The 21,421-nt window shown below is 60.1% G+C and carries 15 protein-coding genes and 1 tRNA gene; 2 read left to right on the top strand and 14 right to left on the bottom strand.

Annotated elements, in window-relative coordinates; translation table 11 throughout:
* Window position 1 precedes the first annotated feature (1 nt).
* The gene (gene uvrA / locus PWJ82_RS07825; protein WP_274734399.1) at window positions 2–2,845 is read right to left on the bottom strand and encodes an excinuclease ABC subunit UvrA; all 2,844 of its coding nucleotides are present in this window, start codon (window positions 2,843–2,845) and stop codon (window positions 2–4) included.
* A 72-nt stretch (window positions 2,846–2,917) separates the two neighbouring features.
* On the opposite strand from uvrA, the gene PWJ82_RS07820 reads away from it, so the two are divergent.
* The gene (locus tag PWJ82_RS07820; RefSeq protein ID WP_274734400.1) at window positions 2,918–3,940 is read left to right on the top strand and encodes a bile acid:sodium symporter family protein; all 1,023 of its coding nucleotides are present in this window, start codon (window positions 2,918–2,920) and stop codon (window positions 3,938–3,940) included.
* Between the two features lie 10 nt (window positions 3,941–3,950).
* Here PWJ82_RS07820 and PWJ82_RS07815 read toward each other — a convergent pair whose 3' ends face one another.
* From PWJ82_RS07815 to PWJ82_RS07760, 12 genes are all read right to left on the bottom strand, one after another.
* A complete protein-coding gene (locus tag PWJ82_RS07815) occupies window positions 3,951–4,955 on the bottom strand; it encodes a TerC/Alx family metal homeostasis membrane protein (RefSeq protein ID WP_274734401.1) in 1,005 nt (334 codons plus the stop codon).
* A gap of 311 nt (window positions 4,956–5,266) precedes the next feature.
* A complete protein-coding gene (gene uvrB, locus PWJ82_RS07810; RefSeq protein ID WP_274734403.1) occupies window positions 5,267–7,345 on the bottom strand; it encodes an excinuclease ABC subunit UvrB in 2,079 nt (692 codons plus the stop codon).
* Between the two features lie 154 nt (window positions 7,346–7,499).
* The gene (locus PWJ82_RS07805; RefSeq protein WP_274734404.1) at window positions 7,500–8,375 is read right to left on the bottom strand and encodes a D-hexose-6-phosphate mutarotase; all 876 of its coding nucleotides are present in this window, start codon (window positions 8,373–8,375) and stop codon (window positions 7,500–7,502) included.
* A gap of 75 nt (window positions 8,376–8,450) precedes the next feature.
* The gene (locus PWJ82_RS07800) at window positions 8,451–9,797 is read right to left on the bottom strand and encodes a gluconate:H+ symporter (RefSeq protein WP_274734406.1); all 1,347 of its coding nucleotides are present in this window, start codon (window positions 9,795–9,797) and stop codon (window positions 8,451–8,453) included.
* 173 nt (window positions 9,798–9,970) lie between these two features.
* Window positions 9,971–10,651: a dephospho-CoA kinase gene (gene coaE, locus PWJ82_RS07795; protein ID WP_342455176.1), complete on the bottom strand. Its 681-nt coding sequence runs from the start codon at window positions 10,649–10,651 to the stop codon at window positions 9,971–9,973.
* Window positions 10,652–10,754: 103 nt separating this feature from the next.
* On the bottom strand, window positions 10,755–12,239 hold the full coding sequence (gene rpsA / locus PWJ82_RS07790) for a 30S ribosomal protein S1 (protein WP_126134943.1): 1,485 nt from the start codon (window positions 12,237–12,239) through the stop codon (window positions 10,755–10,757).
* A gap of 193 nt (window positions 12,240–12,432) precedes the next feature.
* Window positions 12,433–15,111: a DNA polymerase I gene (polA, locus tag PWJ82_RS07785; protein ID WP_274736106.1), complete on the bottom strand. Its 2,679-nt coding sequence runs from the start codon at window positions 15,109–15,111 to the stop codon at window positions 12,433–12,435.
* 117 nt (window positions 15,112–15,228) lie between these two features.
* Complete coding sequence (locus tag PWJ82_RS07780) at window positions 15,229–15,846, bottom strand: ANTAR domain-containing response regulator (RefSeq protein WP_274736111.1); 618 nt, start codon at window positions 15,844–15,846, stop codon at window positions 15,229–15,231.
* Between the two features lie 211 nt (window positions 15,847–16,057).
* Window positions 16,058–16,139 (bottom strand) — tRNA-Leu (locus tag PWJ82_RS07775).
* A 219-nt stretch (window positions 16,140–16,358) separates the two neighbouring features.
* Window positions 16,359–17,789: a pyruvate kinase gene (gene pyk, locus PWJ82_RS07770; RefSeq protein ID WP_126134945.1), complete on the bottom strand. Its 1,431-nt coding sequence runs from the start codon at window positions 17,787–17,789 to the stop codon at window positions 16,359–16,361.
* A gap of 130 nt (window positions 17,790–17,919) precedes the next feature.
* Window positions 17,920–18,942, bottom strand: coding sequence for a prolipoprotein diacylglyceryl transferase (gene lgt, locus PWJ82_RS07765; RefSeq protein WP_274736104.1), 1,023 nt, complete (start codon window positions 18,940–18,942; stop codon window positions 17,920–17,922).
* Window positions 18,939–19,835, bottom strand: coding sequence for a hypothetical protein (locus PWJ82_RS07760; protein ID WP_274736103.1), 897 nt, complete (start codon window positions 19,833–19,835; stop codon window positions 18,939–18,941). The genes lgt and PWJ82_RS07760 overlap by 4 nt, the downstream gene beginning before the upstream one ends.
* A 99-nt stretch (window positions 19,836–19,934) precedes the next feature.
* Here PWJ82_RS07760 and PWJ82_RS07755 point away from each other — a divergent pair, with 99 nt between their 5' ends.
* On the top strand, window positions 19,935–20,528 hold the full coding sequence (locus PWJ82_RS07755) for a hypothetical protein (RefSeq protein ID WP_274736101.1): 594 nt from the start codon (window positions 19,935–19,937) through the stop codon (window positions 20,526–20,528).
* Here the strand turns inward: PWJ82_RS07755 and PWJ82_RS07750 are convergent.
* Window positions 20,525–21,421, bottom strand: an 897-nt coding sequence (locus tag PWJ82_RS07750; protein ID WP_274736099.1) for an FKBP-type peptidyl-prolyl cis-trans isomerase, incomplete at its 5' end; no start/stop codon positions are given. The two genes, PWJ82_RS07755 and PWJ82_RS07750, sit on opposite strands and share 4 nt — an antisense overlap.

The raw sequence follows: 21,421 nt of genomic DNA, 5'->3' as shown, positions 1-21,421 counted from the left end.
GTCACCTCCACTTCTCCTCCAGGAGCGGACGGAGGAACTGCCCGGTATAGGATTCTTGCACCGCGGCGATCTGTTCCGGAGTTCCGGTGGCGACGACGGTGCCCCCGCCGGCGCCACCTTCCGGGCCCATGTCAATAACCCAATCCGCACATTTAATGACATCGAGATTGTGTTCGATAACAATAACGGTATTGCCTTTATCCACGAGAGATTGCAGTACCAACAGAAGCTTGCGAATATCCTCAAAATGCAGGCCCGTGGTGGGCTCATCCAGGATATAAACCGTGCGGCCGCTGGAGCGCCGGTGCAGTTCCGAAGCGAGTTTCACGCGCTGCGCTTCCCCGCCGGAGAGCGTGGTAGCCGATTGCCCCAAACGTACGTAGCCGAGACCCACCCGTTCCAACGTGGTGAGATAGCGGGTGATATTCGTGATGGGATCAAAGAATTCCGCAGCTTCGTGAATGGTCATATTAAGAACTTCGGAAACATTCTTCCCGCGGTACTTCACTTCCAGGGTTTCCCGGTTGTACCGGGTACCGTGGCAGACCTCGCAGGGAACATACACGTCGGGAAGGAAGTTCATCTCAATTTTCACGGTGCCATCGCCCTTGCAAGCTTCGCAGCGCCCGCCTTTAACGTTAAAGGAGAAGCGGCCCGGCCCGTAACCGCGCACCTTCGCCTCCTGGGTTTGGGCGAAGAGCTGGCGCACTTTATCCCATACCCCGGTGTAGGTGGCCGGATTCGAGCGCGGGGTGCGCCCAATCGGCGACTGATCCACGTGCACAACCTTATCCAGGTCCGCGGCCCCGGTGACGTCGCGGTGTCGCCCGGGCACGGTATGGGCACCGTTAAGCTGATTGGCCAAGGAGCGGTACAGAATCTGATTGACGAGGGTAGATTTCCCGGAACCGGAAACCCCGGTTACCGCGATAAAGGTGGAAAGAGGGAAGGATACCTCCACGTTTTTAAGGTTATTTTCCCGTGCGCCCCGCACCGTGATTTTCCGCTCCGGATCAACGGGGCGGCGCTGCTGCGGCGTCGTAATACTGCGTTTTCCGGAAAGGTAAGCACCGGTCACGGATTCTTCGCATGCGCTGAGACCCGCAACATCCCCGGCGTAGACAACGTGCCCACCAAATTCTCCGGCACCCGGGCCGATATCGATAACGTAATCGGCGGTGCGGATTGTTTCTTCATCGTGTTCGACGACGATAAGGGTATTCCCCAGATCGCGGAGTTTGACAAGAGTGCCGATGAGTTTTTCATTATCGCGCTGGTGCAGGCCGATGGAGGGTTCGTCTAGAACATAGAGCACACCCACGAGCCCGGAACCAATCTGGGTGGCCAGGCGAATCCGCTGGGCTTCGCCACCCGAAAGTGTGGAGGCTCCGCGCGCGAGGGTGAGATACGACAGCCCCACATCCACGAGGAAACCCATCCGCGCCTGGATTTCACGTAATACCTGCGCGGCGATCTGGGCCTGGCGGGCATCGAGTTCCACCGAGTCAAGAAAAGCTTTGGCATCATCGATGGCCAGGGAACACAGCTCGAAAATATTGAGGTTTCCGATACGTACGGCCAGCACATCCGGTTTGAGACGCGCGCCGTGGCAGGCCGAGCAGGCAATCTCCCGCATATAGCCTTCGTAGCGTTCCTTCGACCAGCTGGATTCAGTTTCCCCGTGCTTACGTTTCACGTAGCCGAGGACTCCCTCGAATCCGGTGGCATAGGTTTTTTCCCGCCCCCAGCGGTTGCGGTACTTGACGGTGACCTTGTAATTATTCCCTTCCAGCAGGGCCTTGCGCGCCTTCTTGGGCAGATCCTGCCAGGGAGTATCCACATCGAAACCGAGTTCTTCCCCCAGGGCTTCCATCTGGCGAGTGAAGAAATCCTGGTGGCCGGTCCACGGAGCAATCGCGCCTTCGCGCAGGGTTTTTTCCGGATGTGGCACCACGAGATCCGGATCCACTTCGAGGGTGGATCCCAGCCCGTCGCAAGCCGGGCAGGCCCCGTAGGGAGCGTTAAAGGAAAAGGTGCGCGGTTCGATTTCTTCCAGGGCGAGGGCGTGCCCGTTCGGGCAGGAGCGGTGCTCGGAAAAACGCCGCGTGCGTTCGTCACCTGCGGCCGCGTCCACGAATTCCACCACCATGAGCCCGGAAGAAAGCCCGAGTGCCTGCTCCACCGAATCGGTGAGACGGCTGCTGATACCTTCGCGCACCACGAGGCGATCAACGACGACGTCGATATTGTGGCGCAGCTTCTTATCGAGGCTGGGCGGGTTATCCAAGCGGATATCTTCACTATCCACCCGAGCGCGGGTGTAGCCAGCCTGGGCGAGATCGGTGAAAACATCCGCGTATTCGCCCTTGCGGTCACGCACGACCGGGGCGAGAATCTGGAAACGGGTGCCTTCCGGGTAGGTGAGAAGCGTATCCACGATTTGCTGGGCGCTTTGAGCGGTGATTTTCGCCCCGCATTCCGGGCAGTACTGCACCCCGGCGCGCGCGTAGAGCAAACGTAGATAATCATAAACTTCCGTGACCGTGCCCACCGTGGAGCGCGGATTACGGTTGGTGGATTTCTGATCGATGGAGACCGCCGGGGAAAGGCCCTCAATAAGATCCACATCCGGTTTATCCATCTGACCGAGGAACATACGGGCATAGGAGCTCAACGACTCCACGTAGCGGCGTTGCCCCTCGGCAAAAATGGTGTCAAAAGCCAGGGAGGATTTACCCGAGCCCGAGAGCCCGGTAAACACAACGAGTTGATCGCGGGGAATATCCACCGTGATATTACGGAGGTTATTTTCCCGTGCGCCCTGAACATGGATAACATCACTCACCCGGCCAAGCTTACACGGTTGAACACAGGTTCGATAACCGGATGGTGCAATGTTCACGCTAGGCTGGTTCCCATGGCAACTAACCGAGCACACAATCGCGGGAATGACCGAGAGCATAAGGGAATCCACCGGGGCGCCCGTCTCCTCCGCTACCGGCCCGATCCCCTGGTAGCCGGAATTATCCTGGCGATGATCGCCGGGCTGCTGATCCCGGCACCCAGTACCCTGCGGGCGCATCTGGGAACCGTCTCGGACCTCGCGGTTGCCTGCGTATTCCTGGTCTACGGGATGCGGCTGCGTACCCGGGATGTACTGGCCGGGCTGCGCAATATTAAACTGCAGGGCCTGGTGTTCCTGTGCACCTACCTGATTTTTCCGCTCCTCGGTTTCGCCCTGGGCCACCTGGTTGCGCCGATCTTAGGGCCAGCTTTTGCCCTCGGTTTCCTCTACCTGGCTTTGCTCCCCTCCACTATCCAGTCCTCGGTAACGATGGTCTCCATCGCCCGCGGAAATGTTGCCGCTGCCGTCACCTCCGCTACGGTCTCCAATATCGCGGGAATTTTCCTCACCCCGCTGCTCGTCCTACTTTTCCTGCACGTGGAGGGAGCTTCGGCCGGATCCATTAATTCGGTGCTCCTCAAGCTGCTCCTCCCCTTTATTATTGGGCAGTGCCTCCAGCCCTGGGTCGGCACGTGGTTCCGCGCTCACCCGCGCCTGGTGCGTACCGTGGATAACAGCTCCATTATCCTCATCGTGCTCTCCTCCGTGCTCAATGCCACCGCGGAAGGCGCCTGGGTCGGGGTCACGCTCTGGACGATCCTCGGCCTCCTTGCCCTGTGCTGTGTGCTCCTGGCAGCAATGCTATGCGTGACCTGGTGGCTAGGAGGCTTGGCGCGGATGAGTGTGGAAGACCGCATCGTGGTGCTCATGTGCGGTTCGAAGAAATCATTGGCAACGGGGCTCCCGATGGCCAAGGCACTGTTTTCCCCGGCCACGGTTGCCCCGTTGTCCGTCCCGGTGGTTATTTTCCACCAGTTACAAATTTTTGTGTGCGCGATTCTGGCGCGCCGCCTGGCGCGGCGCCTCGCAGATTAGCGCGTTGTGCTTAGCGGGCGCTGTTGCCAGTTGCGCCGTCGTCGTCGTTCTTCTCTTTACGCGCAAGGGACCGCGAGCGGAGCAGGGACGCCACCACCGTCACCACGATAATGACAACGATAACGAGCAGTGAGCTCAGCGGCGTGAACTCGAAGAAGCCTGCGGCGATATCGTAATGGTGCAGCGCCTCGAAAATGAGTTTGAAACCGATGAAGGCGAGGATAGCTGCCAGGCCGAAGTGCAGGTACACGAGGCGCTCCAGCAGCCCATCCACCAGGAAGAACATCTGCCGCAGGCCCATGAGGGCGAAGGCATTAGCCGCGAAAATAATGAAGGGCTCGGTGGTGAAACCGAAGGAAGCCGGGATGGAATCCAGGGCGAACATAAGATCAATCCCGCCGATGGCAATAATGCATAGCAGCAGCGGGGTGATATAGCGTTTGCCCTCGCGCTTCACGATGTAGTGATCGCCGTGGTAATCCTCGGCCACCGGGAGGGTACGGCGCGCCAGGCGCACGAAGAAATTATCGGCTTCCTCGCCCGTCGGCTCGCTATTCGAGAGGCCTTCTTTGACCTGGGAGAACGCGGTCCACAGCAGGAATGCACCGAAGAGGAAGAAGGACCAGGCCAGGGATTCCACAATGACTTTACCCAGCAGAATAAAGAGGAAACGCAGGCACAGCGCGATAACAATGCCCCAGAACAGCACTTTCTGCTGGAGGGCACGGGGCACCGCGAAGGAACCCATAATAATGATGAAGACGAAGATATTATCGACGGAGAGCGAATATTCCACGCCCCAGACGCTGAAGAATTGCAATCCGAAGGTATCCCCGTGGCGCCACCACAGGTATCCGCCCAGGCAAACGGCCAGGAAAATGTAGAAGAGCAGGAAACCTGCCGATTCTTTCATGCTGGGTTCATGCGGTTTACGCACGTGGGATAGCAGATCAAAGGCAAAAATACCGATAACAACGACGAATAGCAGAATCCACTCGGCCATATGGACCGACATCTGCTCGGGTGTGCTCGTAAGCGGGAGCAAACCCGTGGCATATGAAAGCATGCAATACCCTCCGGATGGAATGACCGGAGGTCTCTTCCCACCCGCCACGCGCCTAGCTGCGGCAGGTCTCCGATCCGGACGACCCGGGTGGGTCTCGTGTTGACGAATCGGTGGTTGACGGGAATACTCCCCTCCACGAGTGCACACTTTACACGATGGAAAGCACCGCCGAGCCGCATTTCATGCGCGGCTCGCGTGCCGAGCGGAGGCGCCTGCGGGTGCTAGTGCGGGGGCTCAGGCGCGTTTCCCGCGCGGGCATTTTACTTTTGTGCCTGCTGGGAATGCCACAACTCGCTTTTTAGGTCTTTGATTTCATCGCGGTAACGCGCCGCGAGCTCAAATTGGAGCTGTTCTGCGGCCGCGTGCATCTGCGCGGTGAGCTCGGTGATGAGCTCACGCAGCTCTTTCCCGCCCTGCGCGCGGGCAATTTCCGCTTCCGAGGCCCGCGCCTGGGCATGCGCGGGCTCTTGGCGATACCCGCCGGCGAGCAGCTGCTCGGTATCCACATCTTCCCGGGCGAGCATATCGGTCACGTCCGCAATCCGTTTGCGCAGCGGTTGCGGATCGATCCCGTGCTCGCGGTTGTAGGCAAGCTGCTTCTCCCGGCGCCGATTCGTTTCATCAATAGCCTGCTGCATATTGGGGGTAATGCTATCTCCGTACATATGCACTTCCCCGGAGACGTTACGGGCCGCGCGCCCGATGGTCTGGATAAGTGAGGTGGTCGAACGCAAAAAGCCCTGCTTATCAGCATCGAGGATGGCCACGAGGGAAACTTCGGGAAGATCCAGTCCCTCACGCAGCAGGTTAATACCCACGAGCACATCGAATTTGCCGAGGCGCAATTCCCGCAGCAGCTCCACGCGGCGCAGGGTATCCACATCCGAATGCAGATACTCCACCCGCACCCCGCGATCCGCCAGGTACGCGGTGAGATCCTCAGCCATTTTCTTCGTGAGAGTAGTGACGAGCACTCGCTCATCACGTTCGGCCCGCACCCGCACTTCCTCGAGGAGGTCATCGATCTGACCTTCGGTGGGCTTGACTTTAATAAGCGGATCCACCAAACCGGTGGGTCGAATAATTTGTTCGACGACGCCGTCCGCTTGCTCAAGTTCATATTTGCCAGGTGTCGCGGATAGGTACACGGTCTGGCCGATGCGATCAAGGAATTCCTCCCATTTGAGAGGGCGGTTATCCATGGCGGAAGGCAGTCGGAAGCCGTACTCCACGAGGGTGCGTTTACGCGACATATCTCCCTCGTACATGGCCCCAATTTGGGGCACCGTCACATGGGATTCATCAAGGATAAGGAGGAAATCATCGGGGAAGTAATCGAGGAGCGTATTGGGGGCGGTACCCGGCCCGCGCCCGTCAATATGCCGCGAATAGTTCTCAATACCGGAGGTTGTTCCAATATTGCGCATCATCTCAATGTCATAACTGGTGCGCATTTCCAGGCGCTGCGCCTCAAGGAGCTTGTTATGCGCACGCAAGTATTCGAGGCGTTCGGCTAGTTCTTCCTCAATGGAACGGATAGCGCGTTCCATCCGCTCGGGCCCGGCCACGTAATGGGAGGCCGGGAACACATGCGCGGTATCAGTGCGTTGAATAACATTCCCGGTGAGCGGGTGGAGCAGCGAGATCCCGTCAATCTCATCACCGAAGAATTCAATGCGGATAGCCAATTCTTCATACACCGGGATGATTTCCACGGTATCGCCCCGCACCCGGAAAGTGCCGCGCGTAAAGGCAATATCGTTGCGGGTGTATTGCATGGAGACGAAGGTGCGCAGCAGCTCGTCGCGATCCAGGTGCTGACCCACGTGGAGTTGCACCATACGATCAACATATTCCTGCGGGGTACCCAGGCCGTAAATACAGGAAACGGAGGCCACTACCACGGTATCCCGCCGGGTGAGGAGTGAATTGGTGGCTGAGTGGCGCAGGCGCTCTACCTCATCGTTAATGGAAGAATCTTTTTCGATAAAGGTATCGGTTTGAGGAACGTAAGCTTCCGGCTGGTAGTAATCGTAATAGGAGACGAAGTATTCCACCGCGTTATTCGGCATAAGCTCACGGAATTCCGCTGCCATTTGCGCGGCCAAGGTTTTATTCGGCTCCATAATAAGCGTGGGGCGCTGTACCTGTTCAATGAGCCAGGCGGTGGTGGCCGATTTTCCGGTGCCGGTGGCTCCCAGCAGCACCACGTCTTTTTCACCGTCGTTAATACGGCGGGTGAGTTCGGCAATCGCGGCGGGCTGATCTCCCGAAGGGCGGTACTCGGAAATAACCTCGAAAGGCTTATCGCTGCGCACAATCTCAGAATCAAGAGCCATAGTGGCGAGCTTACTAGCCTCGCCCGGCTCGCGGTACGAAATACGCCAGCGGCCGGACAGGTACCCGAGGTTATGGTCGAGTTGCTGTCCGGCCGCTGGGCGCCGTCGTTATCCCACGTATTGAGCGTGGCGAGAACCGGCGTTGAGCTACACACTAGCCGAGGTGCTCCACGGTGGCGTGCAGGGTGAGCGTGGCGCTCTCCCCCGGGGCAAGCTGCGGGGCGCCTTCGCGCACTCGAGTTGCTTCCACGCACACAAAATGCTTCCAGGCATCATCGGGCATATCCGCATTCGCGGCCGAGCCCTTCGTACCCGGGTTCCACACCACCGATTTATCGGATTCTTCCGAGCGCAGGGTGATCTTGCGGTGTCCGCCCGCGTCCACGAGCACGATATCGCCCGCGAAGGGGTAGAAACGATCAACGGTCTGGCCTGCGAGTTCCTCAAAGGGGCCGGCCGGGAGCTGCGCGTTATCGGCAAGGCGATCAATACCGCCCTCCTCGATGCCTTCAATACGAAGGGCCTGCGCATCCACCGCCCAGTAGGCGTGGAGGGCCAGCTCCGGGGTGATCGTTTCGGTGCCGGTATTGGTGGCGCTCAGCCGCACCCAAAAATCACTGCCCAGGTGCACGGTGTAGCTGAGCTGAAGAGAATCAGCCAGCTCACCGCCCAGGGCACTGCCCGCGAGGGTGAAGTTCGCCTCCACCGCGGTGGCATCGCCGCGCACGGATTCGAGGGTCCAGTCCTGGATACGAGCCCAGCCGTGCAGGCCGTTATCCGAAGGCCCGAACCACGGGGCTACCACCGGGATACCGCCCCGGATAGGAGTGCCCTGCGTGAGGCCGGATAGCTCGCTCATGTAGAGGACGTCCTCGAAGCCAGCCGGTTTCCAGGAAGCAACGTGGGCGCCGTAGGGGAAAACGGTACCGGATACGGTATCCGTGTTAATCTCCAGCGCGCTCAGGTCCCCACGGGTGACGAGGCTGACGCCGGCGATAGCTTGCTCGGCAAAGGGAATGCTCTGCGTCATGTGTACTCCTTGATTTTCTTGTAATTGTGCGATGCGGGCGACCATACCGGCCGCCCGCACCCGCCTACTCATGCTCTAGCCGAAGAACGGCGAGAGGCACATTACGTACGCCAGCGAAACCAGCGAACCGGAGGCGAGCAGGCCGCCCCATGTCTTCAGAGTGTCCTTGATGGACAGGTCGAAGTATTCCTTGAAGAGCCAGAAGGAGGCGTCATTAATGTGGGTCATGAAGTTGGAGCCCGCGGCGGTGGCGAGTACGAGCAGCGTGGGATCCACGCCCGCCTGCATGACGCCGGTGGCCGGGTCGATAACAGCCGCACCGATAATGGACGCGGCGGTCATGGCGGACACCACGCCCTGGCCGGTGGCCAGACGGATAAGAACCGTAATGAACCAAGCCATGATGTACGGCGATACCGCGCCCGCGCTCATGAACCCACCGATGTAATCGCCGATGCCGGAGTCAATAACAACCTGTTTGAAGGCGCCACCGGCACCGATAATCATGACAACGCCGGCGATAATCGACACGGCCTTATTGAACTTGTCCATAACCCATTCGCCCTTGTGCCCACGCTGAATACCGAAGAGCAACATGGCGAGCACCAGCGCCACGGACATGGCAACCGGGGAGGAACCAAAGAAGTTGAGCCACTGGCCCAGCAGGGATTCTTTATCCACCCAAATATTGGCGATGGTCACGGAGATCATGATGATGGCCGGGCTGAGCGGCACGATGAGGGAAACGAAGAAGGACGGCGGATTGACCGCGGCTTCCTTATCATCCGCATCGCCGGACATGAACTTCGGCACCGGGCGTTCGAGGTTGCCGAGCACCTTGGGAAGCAGCACGCCGCCCACGATCACCCAGAGGATTGCCATGGGAATACCGAGGAGGTAAACCATGCCGGCGTCCGCGTGGTACTGATCAATGAGCGCCACCGGGCCGGGCTGCGGCGGGAAGATAGAGTGAGCAACCGTGGTGGCGCATACGGCGGGGATAGCCAGGCGCAGCCACGGAACCTTCGCTTCTTGAGCAATGGAAATAACGAGCGGAGCGATCATCAAGAAGGCGACTTCGTAGAACATCGCCAGGCCGAAAATAAGACCGATAATGATGACCGCGATACGCACGAAGCGCAGTCCAAAGCGGCGGATGAGCCCCGATGCCAGCACGTGAGACGCACCGGAGTCCACCATGAGGCGGCCGATAACTGCACCGAAAACAACGATAATGGCGAGCGAACCCAGCGTAGAACCAAAACCGGTGGTGACGGTCTTGAGGGTTTCCATCGGGCCCATGCCATTGCACAGTGCCACCACAACGGCGGCGAGCAAGAGTGCAAGCATCGAATTCACCTTGAAAACGATGTTGAGCACCAGCATCAACGCAATGCCCACGAGCAGCCAAACAATTGGCATAGCTTTTTAACCTCTCAATTTTTAGGCCCCATCGCCGCGCATCGTTGCTTCGTGGCGACGAGACGTACCATATAGCGAAACGGTCATTTCACTATTTGTAAATGGTACTCCCTCTTACGCTGAGAGTAAACACGGAACGGGTCACGTTTTTACTTGCTTTTACCTTGAGTTTTCTACGACGACGCCGGCGCCTGCGGCGCCACCAGCCACCTATCCGCGCACTCGGCAACGAGCTTTTCCAGATCCTCACGTGTTCCTGCATTATGAATCCAGATATGAGCGAGGGCCCGGCGGGCCTCATCATCAGCCTGGGTGTGCATCCTGGCCCGTGCATCCGCTTCGCTCATTCCCCGGCCCCGCAGGTGCTCCAGGCGCTTTTCTTCCGGTGCGGAGACGATCATCACGCAATCGACCTCGCGATCACCGCGGGTTTCTACCAGGAGGGGTACATCGTAAACGGCCAGCTGGTCCGGGTGTGCGCTAGCGAGGATCTCCCGAGCCCGCGCGATGATAGCGGGATGGGTGAGGACTTCGAGCCGGTGACGGGCCGCCGGGTTGGAGAAGATATGCGCGGCGAGGGCGGCGCGGTTGAGGGCACCGTCGTCGTTTAAAATACCCGAACCGAAATCGGTGGCGAGTTGCGCGAGGACTGGACTACCCGGGGCGGTGACCTCCCGGGCAAGTGCGTCCGCGTCGGCAATAAGCGCGCCGCGCTCACGCAGCACGCGAGTGACCGTGGATTTGCCGGCGCCGATTCCACCGGAGACGGCCACCCGCAGGGCACGCCCGCTGGGATAGGAGAAGGTGCGTAGCTGCTGTGCGCTGGCTGCGCCAACTCTTAATTCTTTCACCATCCCAGCTTAACAATGCGTCCCGCGGAAAGAAAACGCCGCCGGCGCTCCCCCCGAAGAGGCACGCCGGCGGCGTTACTAGGTGCTACCAGCGGTAGCGTATGCCTTAGTTGTTGGTCAGCTTCTCGCGCAGGGCCGCGAGAGCTTCATCCGCATCCGAGTCGAGCGAGCCGCTCGGTTCGGAAGTGGAGCTGTAGCTGGCCGGGATATCCGCGGCCGGTTCTGCGGCGGCAGCAGCCTGGGCGCCGGCAGCAGCATCGGCTTCGAGCGCGGCAGCAACCTGGGCCTTGTGCGCTTCCCAACGGGCCTGGGCCTGGGCGTATTCGTTCTCCCATGCCTCGCGCTGAGCTTCGTAACCTTCGAGCCATTCGTTCGATTCGGGATCGAAGCCTTCGGGGTACTTGTAATTGCCGTTTTCGTCGTAATCAGCGGCCATGCCGTAGAGCGAAGGATCGAAGTCCTGGGAGTTCGGATCCACGCCTTCGTTGGCCTGCTTGAGGGAAAGCGAAATACGACGGCGATCCAGATCGATATCGATGACCTTGACGAAGACGTCGTCGCCCACCTTGACAACCTCTTCCGGGGTGTCGATGTGGCGCGAAGCCAGTTCGGAGATGTGGACGAGGCCTTCGATGCCGTCTTCCACGCGCACGAAAGCGCCGAAGGGAACGAGCTTGGTCACGCGACCCGGAACGATCTGGCCGATCGCGTGGGTGCGAGCGAAGGACTGCCAGGGATCTTCCTGGGTGGCCTTGAGGGAAAGCGAGACACGCTCGCGGTCCATATCAACATCGAGAACTTCCACGGTGACGGGCTGGCCGACTTCGACAACCTCGGACGGGTGGTCAATGTGCTTCCAGGAAAGTTCGGAAACGTGGACGAGGCCGTCCACACCGCCGAGGTCCACAAAGGCACCGAAGTTGACGATGGAGGACACGAAGCCTTCGCGCACCTGGCCCTTCTGGAGCTGGTGCAGGAATTCGCCACGAGCCTGGGACTGGGATGCTTCCAGCCACGCGCGGCGGGAAAGAACCACGTTATTGCGGTTCTTATCGAGTTCGATGATCTTCGCCTCAAGCTCGCGGCCGATGTAGGGCTGCAGATCGCGCACGCGGCGCATTTCAACGAGCGAAGCGGGAAGGAAGCCGCGCAGCCCGATATCAACAATCAGACCGCCCTTGACAACTTCAATGACAGTGCCGGTAACGACGCCATCAGCTTCCTTGACCTTCTCGATTTCAGCCCAGGCGCGTTCGTACTGTGCGCGCTTCTTCGAGAGGAGGAGGCGGCCTTCCTTGTCTTCCTTCTGGAGGACAAGGGCTTCTACCTGGTCGCCAATTTCGACGACATCATCAGGGTTGACATCGTGCTTGATCGAAAGTTCCTTGGAGGGAATAACACCCTCGGTTTTGTAGCCAATGTCGAGCAACACTTCGTCATGGTCGACCTTGACAACGGTTCCTTCGACGAGGTCACCATCGTTAAAGTACTTGATCGTCTTATCGACGGCGGCAATAAGTTCTTCCTCGGAGCCGATATCGTTGACGGCAATCTCGGGGAGAGTCGAAGACTCGGGGGTGGTATTAGTCATTAACTGATAACTTCCGGACACTATTGTGAATATTTGCTTGGGACCGATGGATATCGGCCAGTGTGGCGGGTGCTCACACCAGTTCTCCATACTACGCGGAAAAGCCTAGCTCATGCAAGGCATCCGGGTCCTGAAGCTACGGAGTGTGAGCGCCCCGATCTAGTGCGCGGCTAGGTGCGCACTTAATGCGCGGCTAGTGCGCGGCCTCGCGCCAATTTGGGCCGTATCCCACACCCACCGAGAGAGGCACCCGCAGCTGTGCTGCCCCGGCCATTTTTCGGCGCACGATTTCCTCCGCTGCCTCGTGCTCACCGGGTGCCACTTCCAGCACAAGTTCGTCGTGGACTTGGAGGAGGACTCGGCTGCGCAGCCCCGCCTCGCGCAGCGCTTCCACCACGGCCACCATCGCGATCTTGATGATATCCGCCGCGCTGCCCTGGATGGGAGCGTTAAGAGCCATGCGTTCGGAGGCCTCGCGCAGCTGCCTGTTCGTGGAGCGTAGCTCGGGAAGATAGCGCCGCCGCCCCAGCAGCGTTTGGGTATAGCCGTCTTGGCGGGCTTTCGCCACGAGGGAATCGAGGTAATCACGTACGTTCCCAAAGCGCGCGAAGTAGGCGTCCATGAGTTCTTGAGCATCATGGGCTGAAATATGGAGCTGACGGGAAAGCCCGTAAGCAGAAAGCCCGTAGGCCAGCCCGTAGCTCATCGCTTTAATACGGGAACGTTGTTCGCTACTCACCTCGCTTTCGGGAATCCCGAAGACGAGGGATGCTACCGAGGAATGCAGGTCTTCGCCCTCGTTAAAGGCGGTGATCAGCGCTTCATCGCCGGAAAGCGAGGCCATGATCCGCATTTCGATCTGCGAGTAATCCGCGGTCATCAGCGCCGCATAGCCTTCGGAAGGAATAAAAGCAGAGCGGATCTGGAGACCTTCGGCCGTGCGCGCGTGAATATTTTGAAGATTCGGGTCGGTAGAAGAAAGCCGCCCGGTGGCAGCTACCGCCTGCTGGTAGGTAGTGTGGATTTTTCCGTCCGCCCGGGTGTTACGCTGCAAGCCCTCGACGGATTGCCGCAATTTAATGGCGTCGCGGTGTTCGAGGAGCGCCCCGAGGAATTGCGTTCCGGCCACGGCTTTATCATCCTCGCGCGCGGCGATGCGCACCGCAAGATCGGCCAGCGCTTCCGCATTCGTGGTGTACCCAGATTTGGTTTTCCGGGTGGTGGGCAAGCCGAGTTCCTCGAAAAGCACCCCCTGTAATTGCTTGGGGCTGGAAAGATTGACTTCGTGGCCGATGGCATCATAAGCGAGCCGGGCCGCGGCTTCCACGCGCCCATCGAAATCTTTTCGCAGTTTTTCTAGGTAGGGAGAATCCACGGCAATGCCGGTGTCCTCCATCTGCGCGAGCGTGCGAGCCACGTCCATTTCCAGGTCGAGCAGAGCGCCATCCTCGCCGCGCGCGTTCAATTCCCCGAGCAACTTATCGGAGAGCGGGCCGAGGAGTGCGGCGCGCTCGGCCAAAGGATCGGCCTGTCCATCCAGCCCGGGCAGCACTCCCCCGTCCCCCAAATCAACGCCGAGGTGCCGCAGCGCAAGATCGCCGAGGTCATAACTGCGCTGATCGGGATAGAGAAGGTAGGCGCACAGCACGGTATCACGTACGACGCCGCGCAATTCGACGCCCTGCCCCCGCACCCGATGCCAGGCTTCTTTGGCACCGTGCACCACCTTCGGGGCATCAGATTCCAGCCAGGCACGCACCTGGGCGGTATCGTCGTCGTTCATAGTGTGAGTATCGAGCAGGAGTGCGGCCGTTGCCGTTCCAATCGCCAGTGCCTCCACGCTCCCCGCACCCGGACTAGCCGGGCCCGCCAGTTCAAGACCGTACACCGGCGCATCGGAGTGCCGGGCGAGCCATTCGCGTACCCCGGATGTGGTGATCTCCAGGCCGGTGAGGGTAAAACCGGCGCTCGTATCGGTTTCGGTGGTGCCGTCACGTGCCGGTAATTCTGCCAGGACGCGCCCGCGTAGAGTGTCAAAATCAAGAGTGTCAAAAAGCTCGTGTAACGCTTCTCGTTCCACTCCGCGCGGGCGGAATTCCTCAAGGTTCTCTCCGATAGGAAGGTCACGCACGAGGGTATTGAGGGAGCGATTCTGGCGAACCTGATCCAGGTGCTCGCGCAAAGAGGTACCAACTTTTCCGCCGATATCATCCGCGCGGCTGAGAATAGTATCGAGGTCACCGTAGGTGGCCAGCCATTTCGCCGCGGTTTTCGGGCCGACCCCGGGGACTCCGGGAATATTATCGGCACCCTCTCCCACGAGTGCAGCCAGGTCAGCATAACGTTCGGGGCGCACCCCGGTTTTCTTTTCGATACCGGCCGGGTCGAGAGCCTGCATGGCCGAACGCGGCATGGGATAGAGCACGGTGGTGTGCTCGTCAACGAGCTGGTAAGAGTCTTTGTCACCGGAGGCGATATAGACATCCGCTCCCTCTTCTACGGCGCGACGCGAGAGAGTGGCGATAATATCGTCGGCTTCGTAGTCCTCATAGGTAAGCCAGGTAATGCCGCAGACATCAAGGACATTTTTAATAACATCGATTTGCCCGGCGAATTCTACCGGTGTGGGGGCCCGGCCTCCCTTATAGTCCGGATAGACGCGGGTGCGGAATGTTCCTCCCGGCAGGTCAAAGGCCACGGCGATGTAATCGGGGTGGTAATCACCAATGATTTTAAGCAGGGTGGAGAGGAAACCGTAAACCGCATTGGTGTACTGCCCGCGATCGGTGAGGAAATTCTCTGCCCGCAGGGCATAGAAGGCGCGGAACGCCATGGAATGGCCGTCAACAAGAAGGAATTTTTTTTCACTCACCCCTCTAGCCTACGCGAGATAGCAGGCAGGCGCCCACCGGAGTTCCGGTGAGCGCCTGGCTGCACGAGTATGGGATGATCAGCGCGAGCTCAGCCGCGCCATGCGTGCACCTGGTGGCTAATTACGCCCGCCTACCTGTTCAATCACAGCATCGGCCACTTCGCGCATGGTGAGGCGCCGATCCATCGAGGTTTTTTGAATCCAGCGGAAAGCTTCCGGTTCGGTCAGGCCCATCTGCGATTCCAGCAAGCTCTTAGCCCGATCCACCCGCTTGCGGGTTTCAAATTGTTCGGCCATGGTGGACACTTCGTTTTCGAGCGCTTCGATTTCCTGATTACGCGAGACCGCGATTTCTACCGCGGGAATGAGATCAGCGGGCGTGAACGGCTTGACCACATAGGCCATCGCTCCGGCGTCCCGTGCGCGCTCCACCAGGTCACGCTGCGAGTAGGCGGTGAGCATGACGATGGCCACGCGGTGTTCTTCCAGAATACGATCCGCTGCGGTAATGCCGTCCATCCCCGGCATCTTCACATCCATGACAATAAGATCCGGTTCGAGTTCACCGGCTAGTTCAATAGCGGATTCGCCATCGCCAGCTTCCCCGACAACCTCATACCCGGCATCTTCCAGTGTTTCAACGATATCGAGGCGAATGAGAGTTTCATCTTCAACGACAAGAACCCGAATAGCTTCTTTGTTCTCCGCGGATTGCGCCGCTGCGTCCTTGGCCATCATGACCCCTTCGACCGGCATGCCGGATAGATTGAACCAATGTACTGCGTGCGATGTTGCACCTGCATCCACACTGAAGTGTTCTCTGACCTTTGAGAGAATGATGACCGGCAACGGGATTCACGCGCCCCTTACCATGCTGTCAGACTGCGCGGTGCAGAGCAAACACCGGGACAGAGATTCCCAGCGAACTTCAAGGTTATCGCCGCGGTGCTCCCGGAGGGACTCGAACCCTCACGCCTTGCGGCGCTGCATTTTGAGTGCAGTGTGTCTACCAATTCCACCACAGGAGCTTACGCGTGTGCTGACATTACCAGCGGGATCACCAGGATCACCGCGGGTGATTGTGCAAACGCAGAGAATATTTCACCATACCCGCCACCAAATTTCAAATGAGGTGACGCAGAAAGCTGGAATGGGAGCGGGTGCCCGCCCGACCTATGCCGGCAGGCACCCGCTCGCCTTTCCTATGCTAGCCGCGCATCCGGCACGCCTAGCGCAGTTCGCGAGTTTTAGGCAACGCCCGTTTCTTCACCGATCTTGTGAACACGCAGGGTGTTGGTGGAGCCGGCTACGCCCGAAGGCATCCCGGCCACGATCACCACGCGGTCACCGACCTGGGCGCGGCCCAGTTCGAGAAGGCGGTCTTCTACCTGCTGCACCATCTCATCCGTGGTGGCAGCGGAGTGATCCACCGTGTAGGTTTCGCTACCCCACAGCACGGCGAGCTGATTGCGCACCTTCTCCGAGGGAGTGAAGTTAATAATGGGCAGGCGGGAACGGTTGCGGGCCACGCGGCGGGCGGTATGCCCGGTTTCCGTAAAGACCACAACGGCCTTGACGCCCAGCGCTTCACCGATGTCCAGCGCGGAGCGGGTGAGAACGCCGTTGCGGGTGCGATGCAGGGAAGAGAGCTGCGGGATCTGCTCCAGGCCGTGTTCCTCCGTGTAGGAAACGATAGAGGCCATGGTCCGCACACATTCGATCGGGTAGAGACCCACCGAGGTTTCCCCGGAAAGCATAACGGCATCCGCACCATCCAAAATGGCGTTGGCGCAGTCAGAGGCCTCAGCGCGGGTAGGCCGCGGGTTCTGGATCATGGATTCGAGAACCTGGGTGGCGAGAATAACCGGCTTGGCGCGCTTGCGGGCCAGCGAAATGGCTTCCTTCTGCACCAGCGGAACCTGCTCGAGGGGCAGTTCCACGCCGAGGTCACCGCGGGCGACCATAATGCCATCAAAAGCCTGGACAATATCATCCAGGTTGGCAACCGCCTGCGGCTTTTCGATCTTGGCGATAACGGGGAGGCGAATACCCTCTTCGTCCATGATGCGGTGGACATCGTCAATATCCTTGGCATCACGCACGAAGGAAAGTGCGATGAGATCCGCGCCGTAGTTGAGGCCCCAACGCAGGTCCTCTTCATCCTTTTCGGACATGGCAGGAACGGACACCGCCACGCCGGGAAGATTAATACCCTTGTTATTGGAAACAGGGCCGGGGACCTCCACGCGGGTCACCACGTCAGTGCCGTCCACAACTTCCACAACGCGCACGGAAACCTTGCCGTCGTCAATCAAGAGCACATCACCAGGGTTGCAATCGCCCGCCAAGCCCTTGAAGGTGGTGGAGCAAATATCCTTCGTGCCGGGGATATCGCGGGTGGTAATGGTGAAGGTATCGCCCACGTTCAGCTGGACCGGGCCTTCGGCAAAACGGCCGAGGCGGATCTTCGGGCCTTGCAAGTCAACGAGCACCGCAACCGGGGTACCCAGTTCCTTCGCGGCGGCGCGCACATTATCAATGCGCTTTTCGTGTTCTTCATGCGAACCGTGGGAGGCGTTAATACGCGCCACGTTCATGCCGGCTTTAACAAGTTCAAGGATTTGATCGTAGGTATCCGTAGCCGGACCCAACGTACACACAATTCTAGCTCTACGCATGTTTCCTATCTTACCCGAACACCCTGTTTCCCCATCGGGACTCAAGGCACTCGTCCTGGTAAATATGCACCGTTATAAGCCCCGCTCACGGAGCTCATCTTTACGCTAGCGCACGGCTCGCGCAGCGGCGTCACCCGTTCACTGAGCGGTTACCCACGCCCTCGTCGGATTCGCTTGCCGCGGCGGCAGCATCACTATCGCGTGCGGCCCCGGGAGTCTCCATTTTTTCGGGCACGACGGCGGCCGCGCCGACAGCGGCGGCGTCGTTCTGCCACATCTCAGTTCCCTCAGTTTCCGGCTCGGGGCGGGCCCGCAACCACACGTGATCGCGAGAAGAATCACGCAGGTAGGCGCGTCGCAGGATAAAGAGGGCGATGATCCCGCCGAGCAAAACGAGAAGCGATGTCCAAACATTGAGACGCAGACCAGCAACGAGGTGCGCCGGATCGATACGCAGGTTTTCAATCCACACTCTGCCGAGAGTGTAAGCGATAACATATGCGGCAAAAAGCTGCCCGGCCACAAGGTGGAAGCGTTTTTCCAGGAGAAGGAGTACGACGGCGCCACCTAGGCACCACAGGGATTCATAGAGGAAGGTGGGGTGGAAGAGCTGGTCGGGTGGGAAACCGGCCGGGCGGTGTGCGGCGTCGACTTCCAAACCCCACGGTAGTGCGGTGGGGCCGCCAAAAAGTTCTTGGTTGAAGTAGTTACCCAGGCGGCCGATGGCCTGGGCGATGAGAAGCCCCGGGGCAAGAGCATCCGCGAAGGGTAGGAGCCGGACGCCGTTGCGGCGGCACCCGATCCAGGCACCTACGCCGCCCAGCGCAACTGCACCCCAGATGCCCAGGCCGCCGCCGCGCAGGTCAAAGACTCGCCACGGATCACGGCCCGGGCCGAAATACAGCTGGTAATCAGTGATCACGTGGTAGAGCCGCCCGCCGATAATCCCGAAAATAACCGCCCATAGCGCGATGGAAAGCGTGACGTCGCGGGTCGCGCCCTTCGCAACGTAGCGCCGTTCCGTCAGGGCATACGCGACGATAATCCCGATGACGATAGCAATCGCGTAGAACTTGATAGAGAGGGAAAATGCGGAGGTCTCGAAAAGCACCCATTCGGAGTGCTCGGGAGCCGGAATAGCTGTTGGTATCATCGTGTCCCTTCTTGTGCGGGGGCATGGGGCGGATGCCCGAGCCCGGGTGCCTGGGCGGTATATTCGGTCATGCCAACGGCATGGTCGCTCACGTGCGCGATGCGTTCGGCCATGAGCAGCGCGGCCGGATGCCGCCCCGCGGTTGCCATGCGAGCCACAAGCCCGACCGGATCATCGGTTTCGAGGAGGGCCCGCCCTACGATAACGCACCCCGCACCGTGCCGCGCCGCGGTGAAAACATCTCGGGGACTACGCACCCCGCGCCGTACCACCCGCACGCAGGTGTAGGGCAACTGCTCGAAAAGCTGCGGATAATCTGTGACGGAACGCGAATCTGCGACGACGACGCGCGCCGCGCAGCCAATCGCGCGAGTTATGTCACTTTCGGATTCCACTTCCAGGCAGGGTTCCATGCCGAGGGATCGCGCGCGTTCCACCAGTGCCTCGAGTTCCACATCGGAGAGGATGCGCGGGGTAAGCGACACAGCATCCGCGCCCGCCGCGCGCGCCCGCAAAAGCTGCACGGCGGAGACAGTGACATCGCGGTAGAGAAGCGGGCCCACTCCGATGGCGCGGGCGCGGCGCAGCGCCGGCAGGCCAAGCCCTCCGGGGATAACCGGTGCGGTCACGGAGATAGCAGCCGCTCCCCCGCCGCTCAACGCTTCCGTAAAGGCTTCGATATATTCCGGGGCGGGGGCAGGGTTTCCGTCCAGGCTGCGGATTTCCCCGATGACACCGATGGGACGCTGCGGACTGGGCGTGAGCGCACGGTAGAACTCGCGCGGTGCAGGAGCTGCCTGGACGGCGCGCCGCAGCGCATCACGCTCCTGGTCCGGGACCTGCCGAGCGGCGGCCCGCACCCGCTGTGCTACCTGATCAATAAACCATGCCACTGTGCCTCCCGCTCTCGGTGAGCTTCGCTCCGCGTGCCGGTTATGACATAGAGTACCCGCACGGGATGACAAAAAATGACGCAGGAATAGGCGGGAGCAATGAAAGAAGGTGCGGACGGCCTGGATCTCCTTGCAGCCCTGGTGATTCGCGGGAACGGTAGGCGGATCTACGCCATTGACGGACGCAGCGGGGCGGGGAAAACCCAGCTATCGCGGGCCCTCGCGGCGCGACTACGGGAGAGCGGGCTGGCGGTCGAGATTCTTGAGGTGGAACGTTTCGTACCCGGATGGGACGGCTTGGCCCGTGGCGTGGAGCGGGTAGCCCGGGAGATTCTGGGGCCTTTTCTGAGTGGGGAAAGCGTGCGGGTGACACCATGGAATTGGTATATGAGCTGCTACGATGCTCCGGTAACGGTGCCGGCTGATCAGCTCACCGAGGTGCTGCTGCTGGAAGGTTGCGGGGCGGCTTCCGCGGCCTGTGCCCCGCTATGCACGGCAACAATCTGGATGGAATGTGAGGATTCTCTCCGGCTGGCTCGGGTGCGGGAGCGCGAGGGTGATCCGAGTGGCTGGTGGGATATGTGGGCCACCCAGGAGCGTGCGTTGCTCACAACAAGAGATGCCCCGGCCCTGGCACACGCGGTGGCGCGCTGGGATGCGGGGCAGCTACACGTGCAGATACGCGGCTCTTAGGCAGCCCCGGCACGAATCTGGGTGAGGGCCCGGCCCGTGGCCAAAATATCAACAATGGCAACGAGGTCGGTATCTCCGCGGGCTTGGCTGGCTGGAATAAGAATCATGACACGCGAACCTACCCGTTGATCAACTAAACCTTTGCGCATTCCATCCATGAGATCGCCCATAGCCGCGCGCACCGGCCCCGATGTCCAGCTGGAATCAACCGTTTGCCCATTCGGATCCACGAGGAAGTAGTTGAGCACAAGTTCGTCCGAGGCGGCTACTTGCTCACCGCGCCCGAGCACGAGCGGCACCACCGCGAATTCCGGAATGGGCCCGCCGCCCCCGGTCAGCACGGGTGCCACGCCTTCGCCGCTTGCTAGCCCCGGCATTCCGGCCGGCGGCGTGGCCGGTGGAGGCGCTGACTCCCCGCGTGCATTTGTGTAGAGAATATCGACAATGACGATTTCTATCGCACCGGGATCTCCGGCAACTAATTCTTCTCGCTGGATGAGCAGGCGGCTGCCTTCCCGCTGCCCGCTGATGTAGGGGGCAAGTTCCCCCACTCCGGCTTGGCTCACGGTGGCGAGAGTGATCCCGCCGGTGGCAAAGCCTTCAACCGGAGCTTCGGTACGCGAGTCGAAAGAGGTAATGCGGGCGAGGACCGGGCTGCCTTCGGCCAGTTCCACCCCGTCTCCCGGGATGAGGACATCCTGGCGCACTCCGTCAACATGGAGATTTCCACTCACGGAGATGGTCACGGGAGCTCCGAAAGCACCTGTAACATCCACGCTTCCGGGGGTGCCGGGCTCGCGGTGGCCGCTACAGCCCGCTAGCGCGGTAGCGGCCACCGCGAGGCCCGCCAAGATCTGTCTCTTATACACATCTGACGCTGCCGACGAAATTGC

Origin of the sequence: Actinotignum schaalii (assembly GCF_028864145.1) — a bacterium.
Taxonomy (GTDB): Bacteria; Actinomycetota; Actinomycetes; order Actinomycetales; family Actinomycetaceae; genus Actinotignum; species Actinotignum schaalii_B.
The sequence above is the reverse complement of the archived record's forward strand: the minus strand, read 5'-3'. Positions and strand labels throughout refer to the sequence as shown.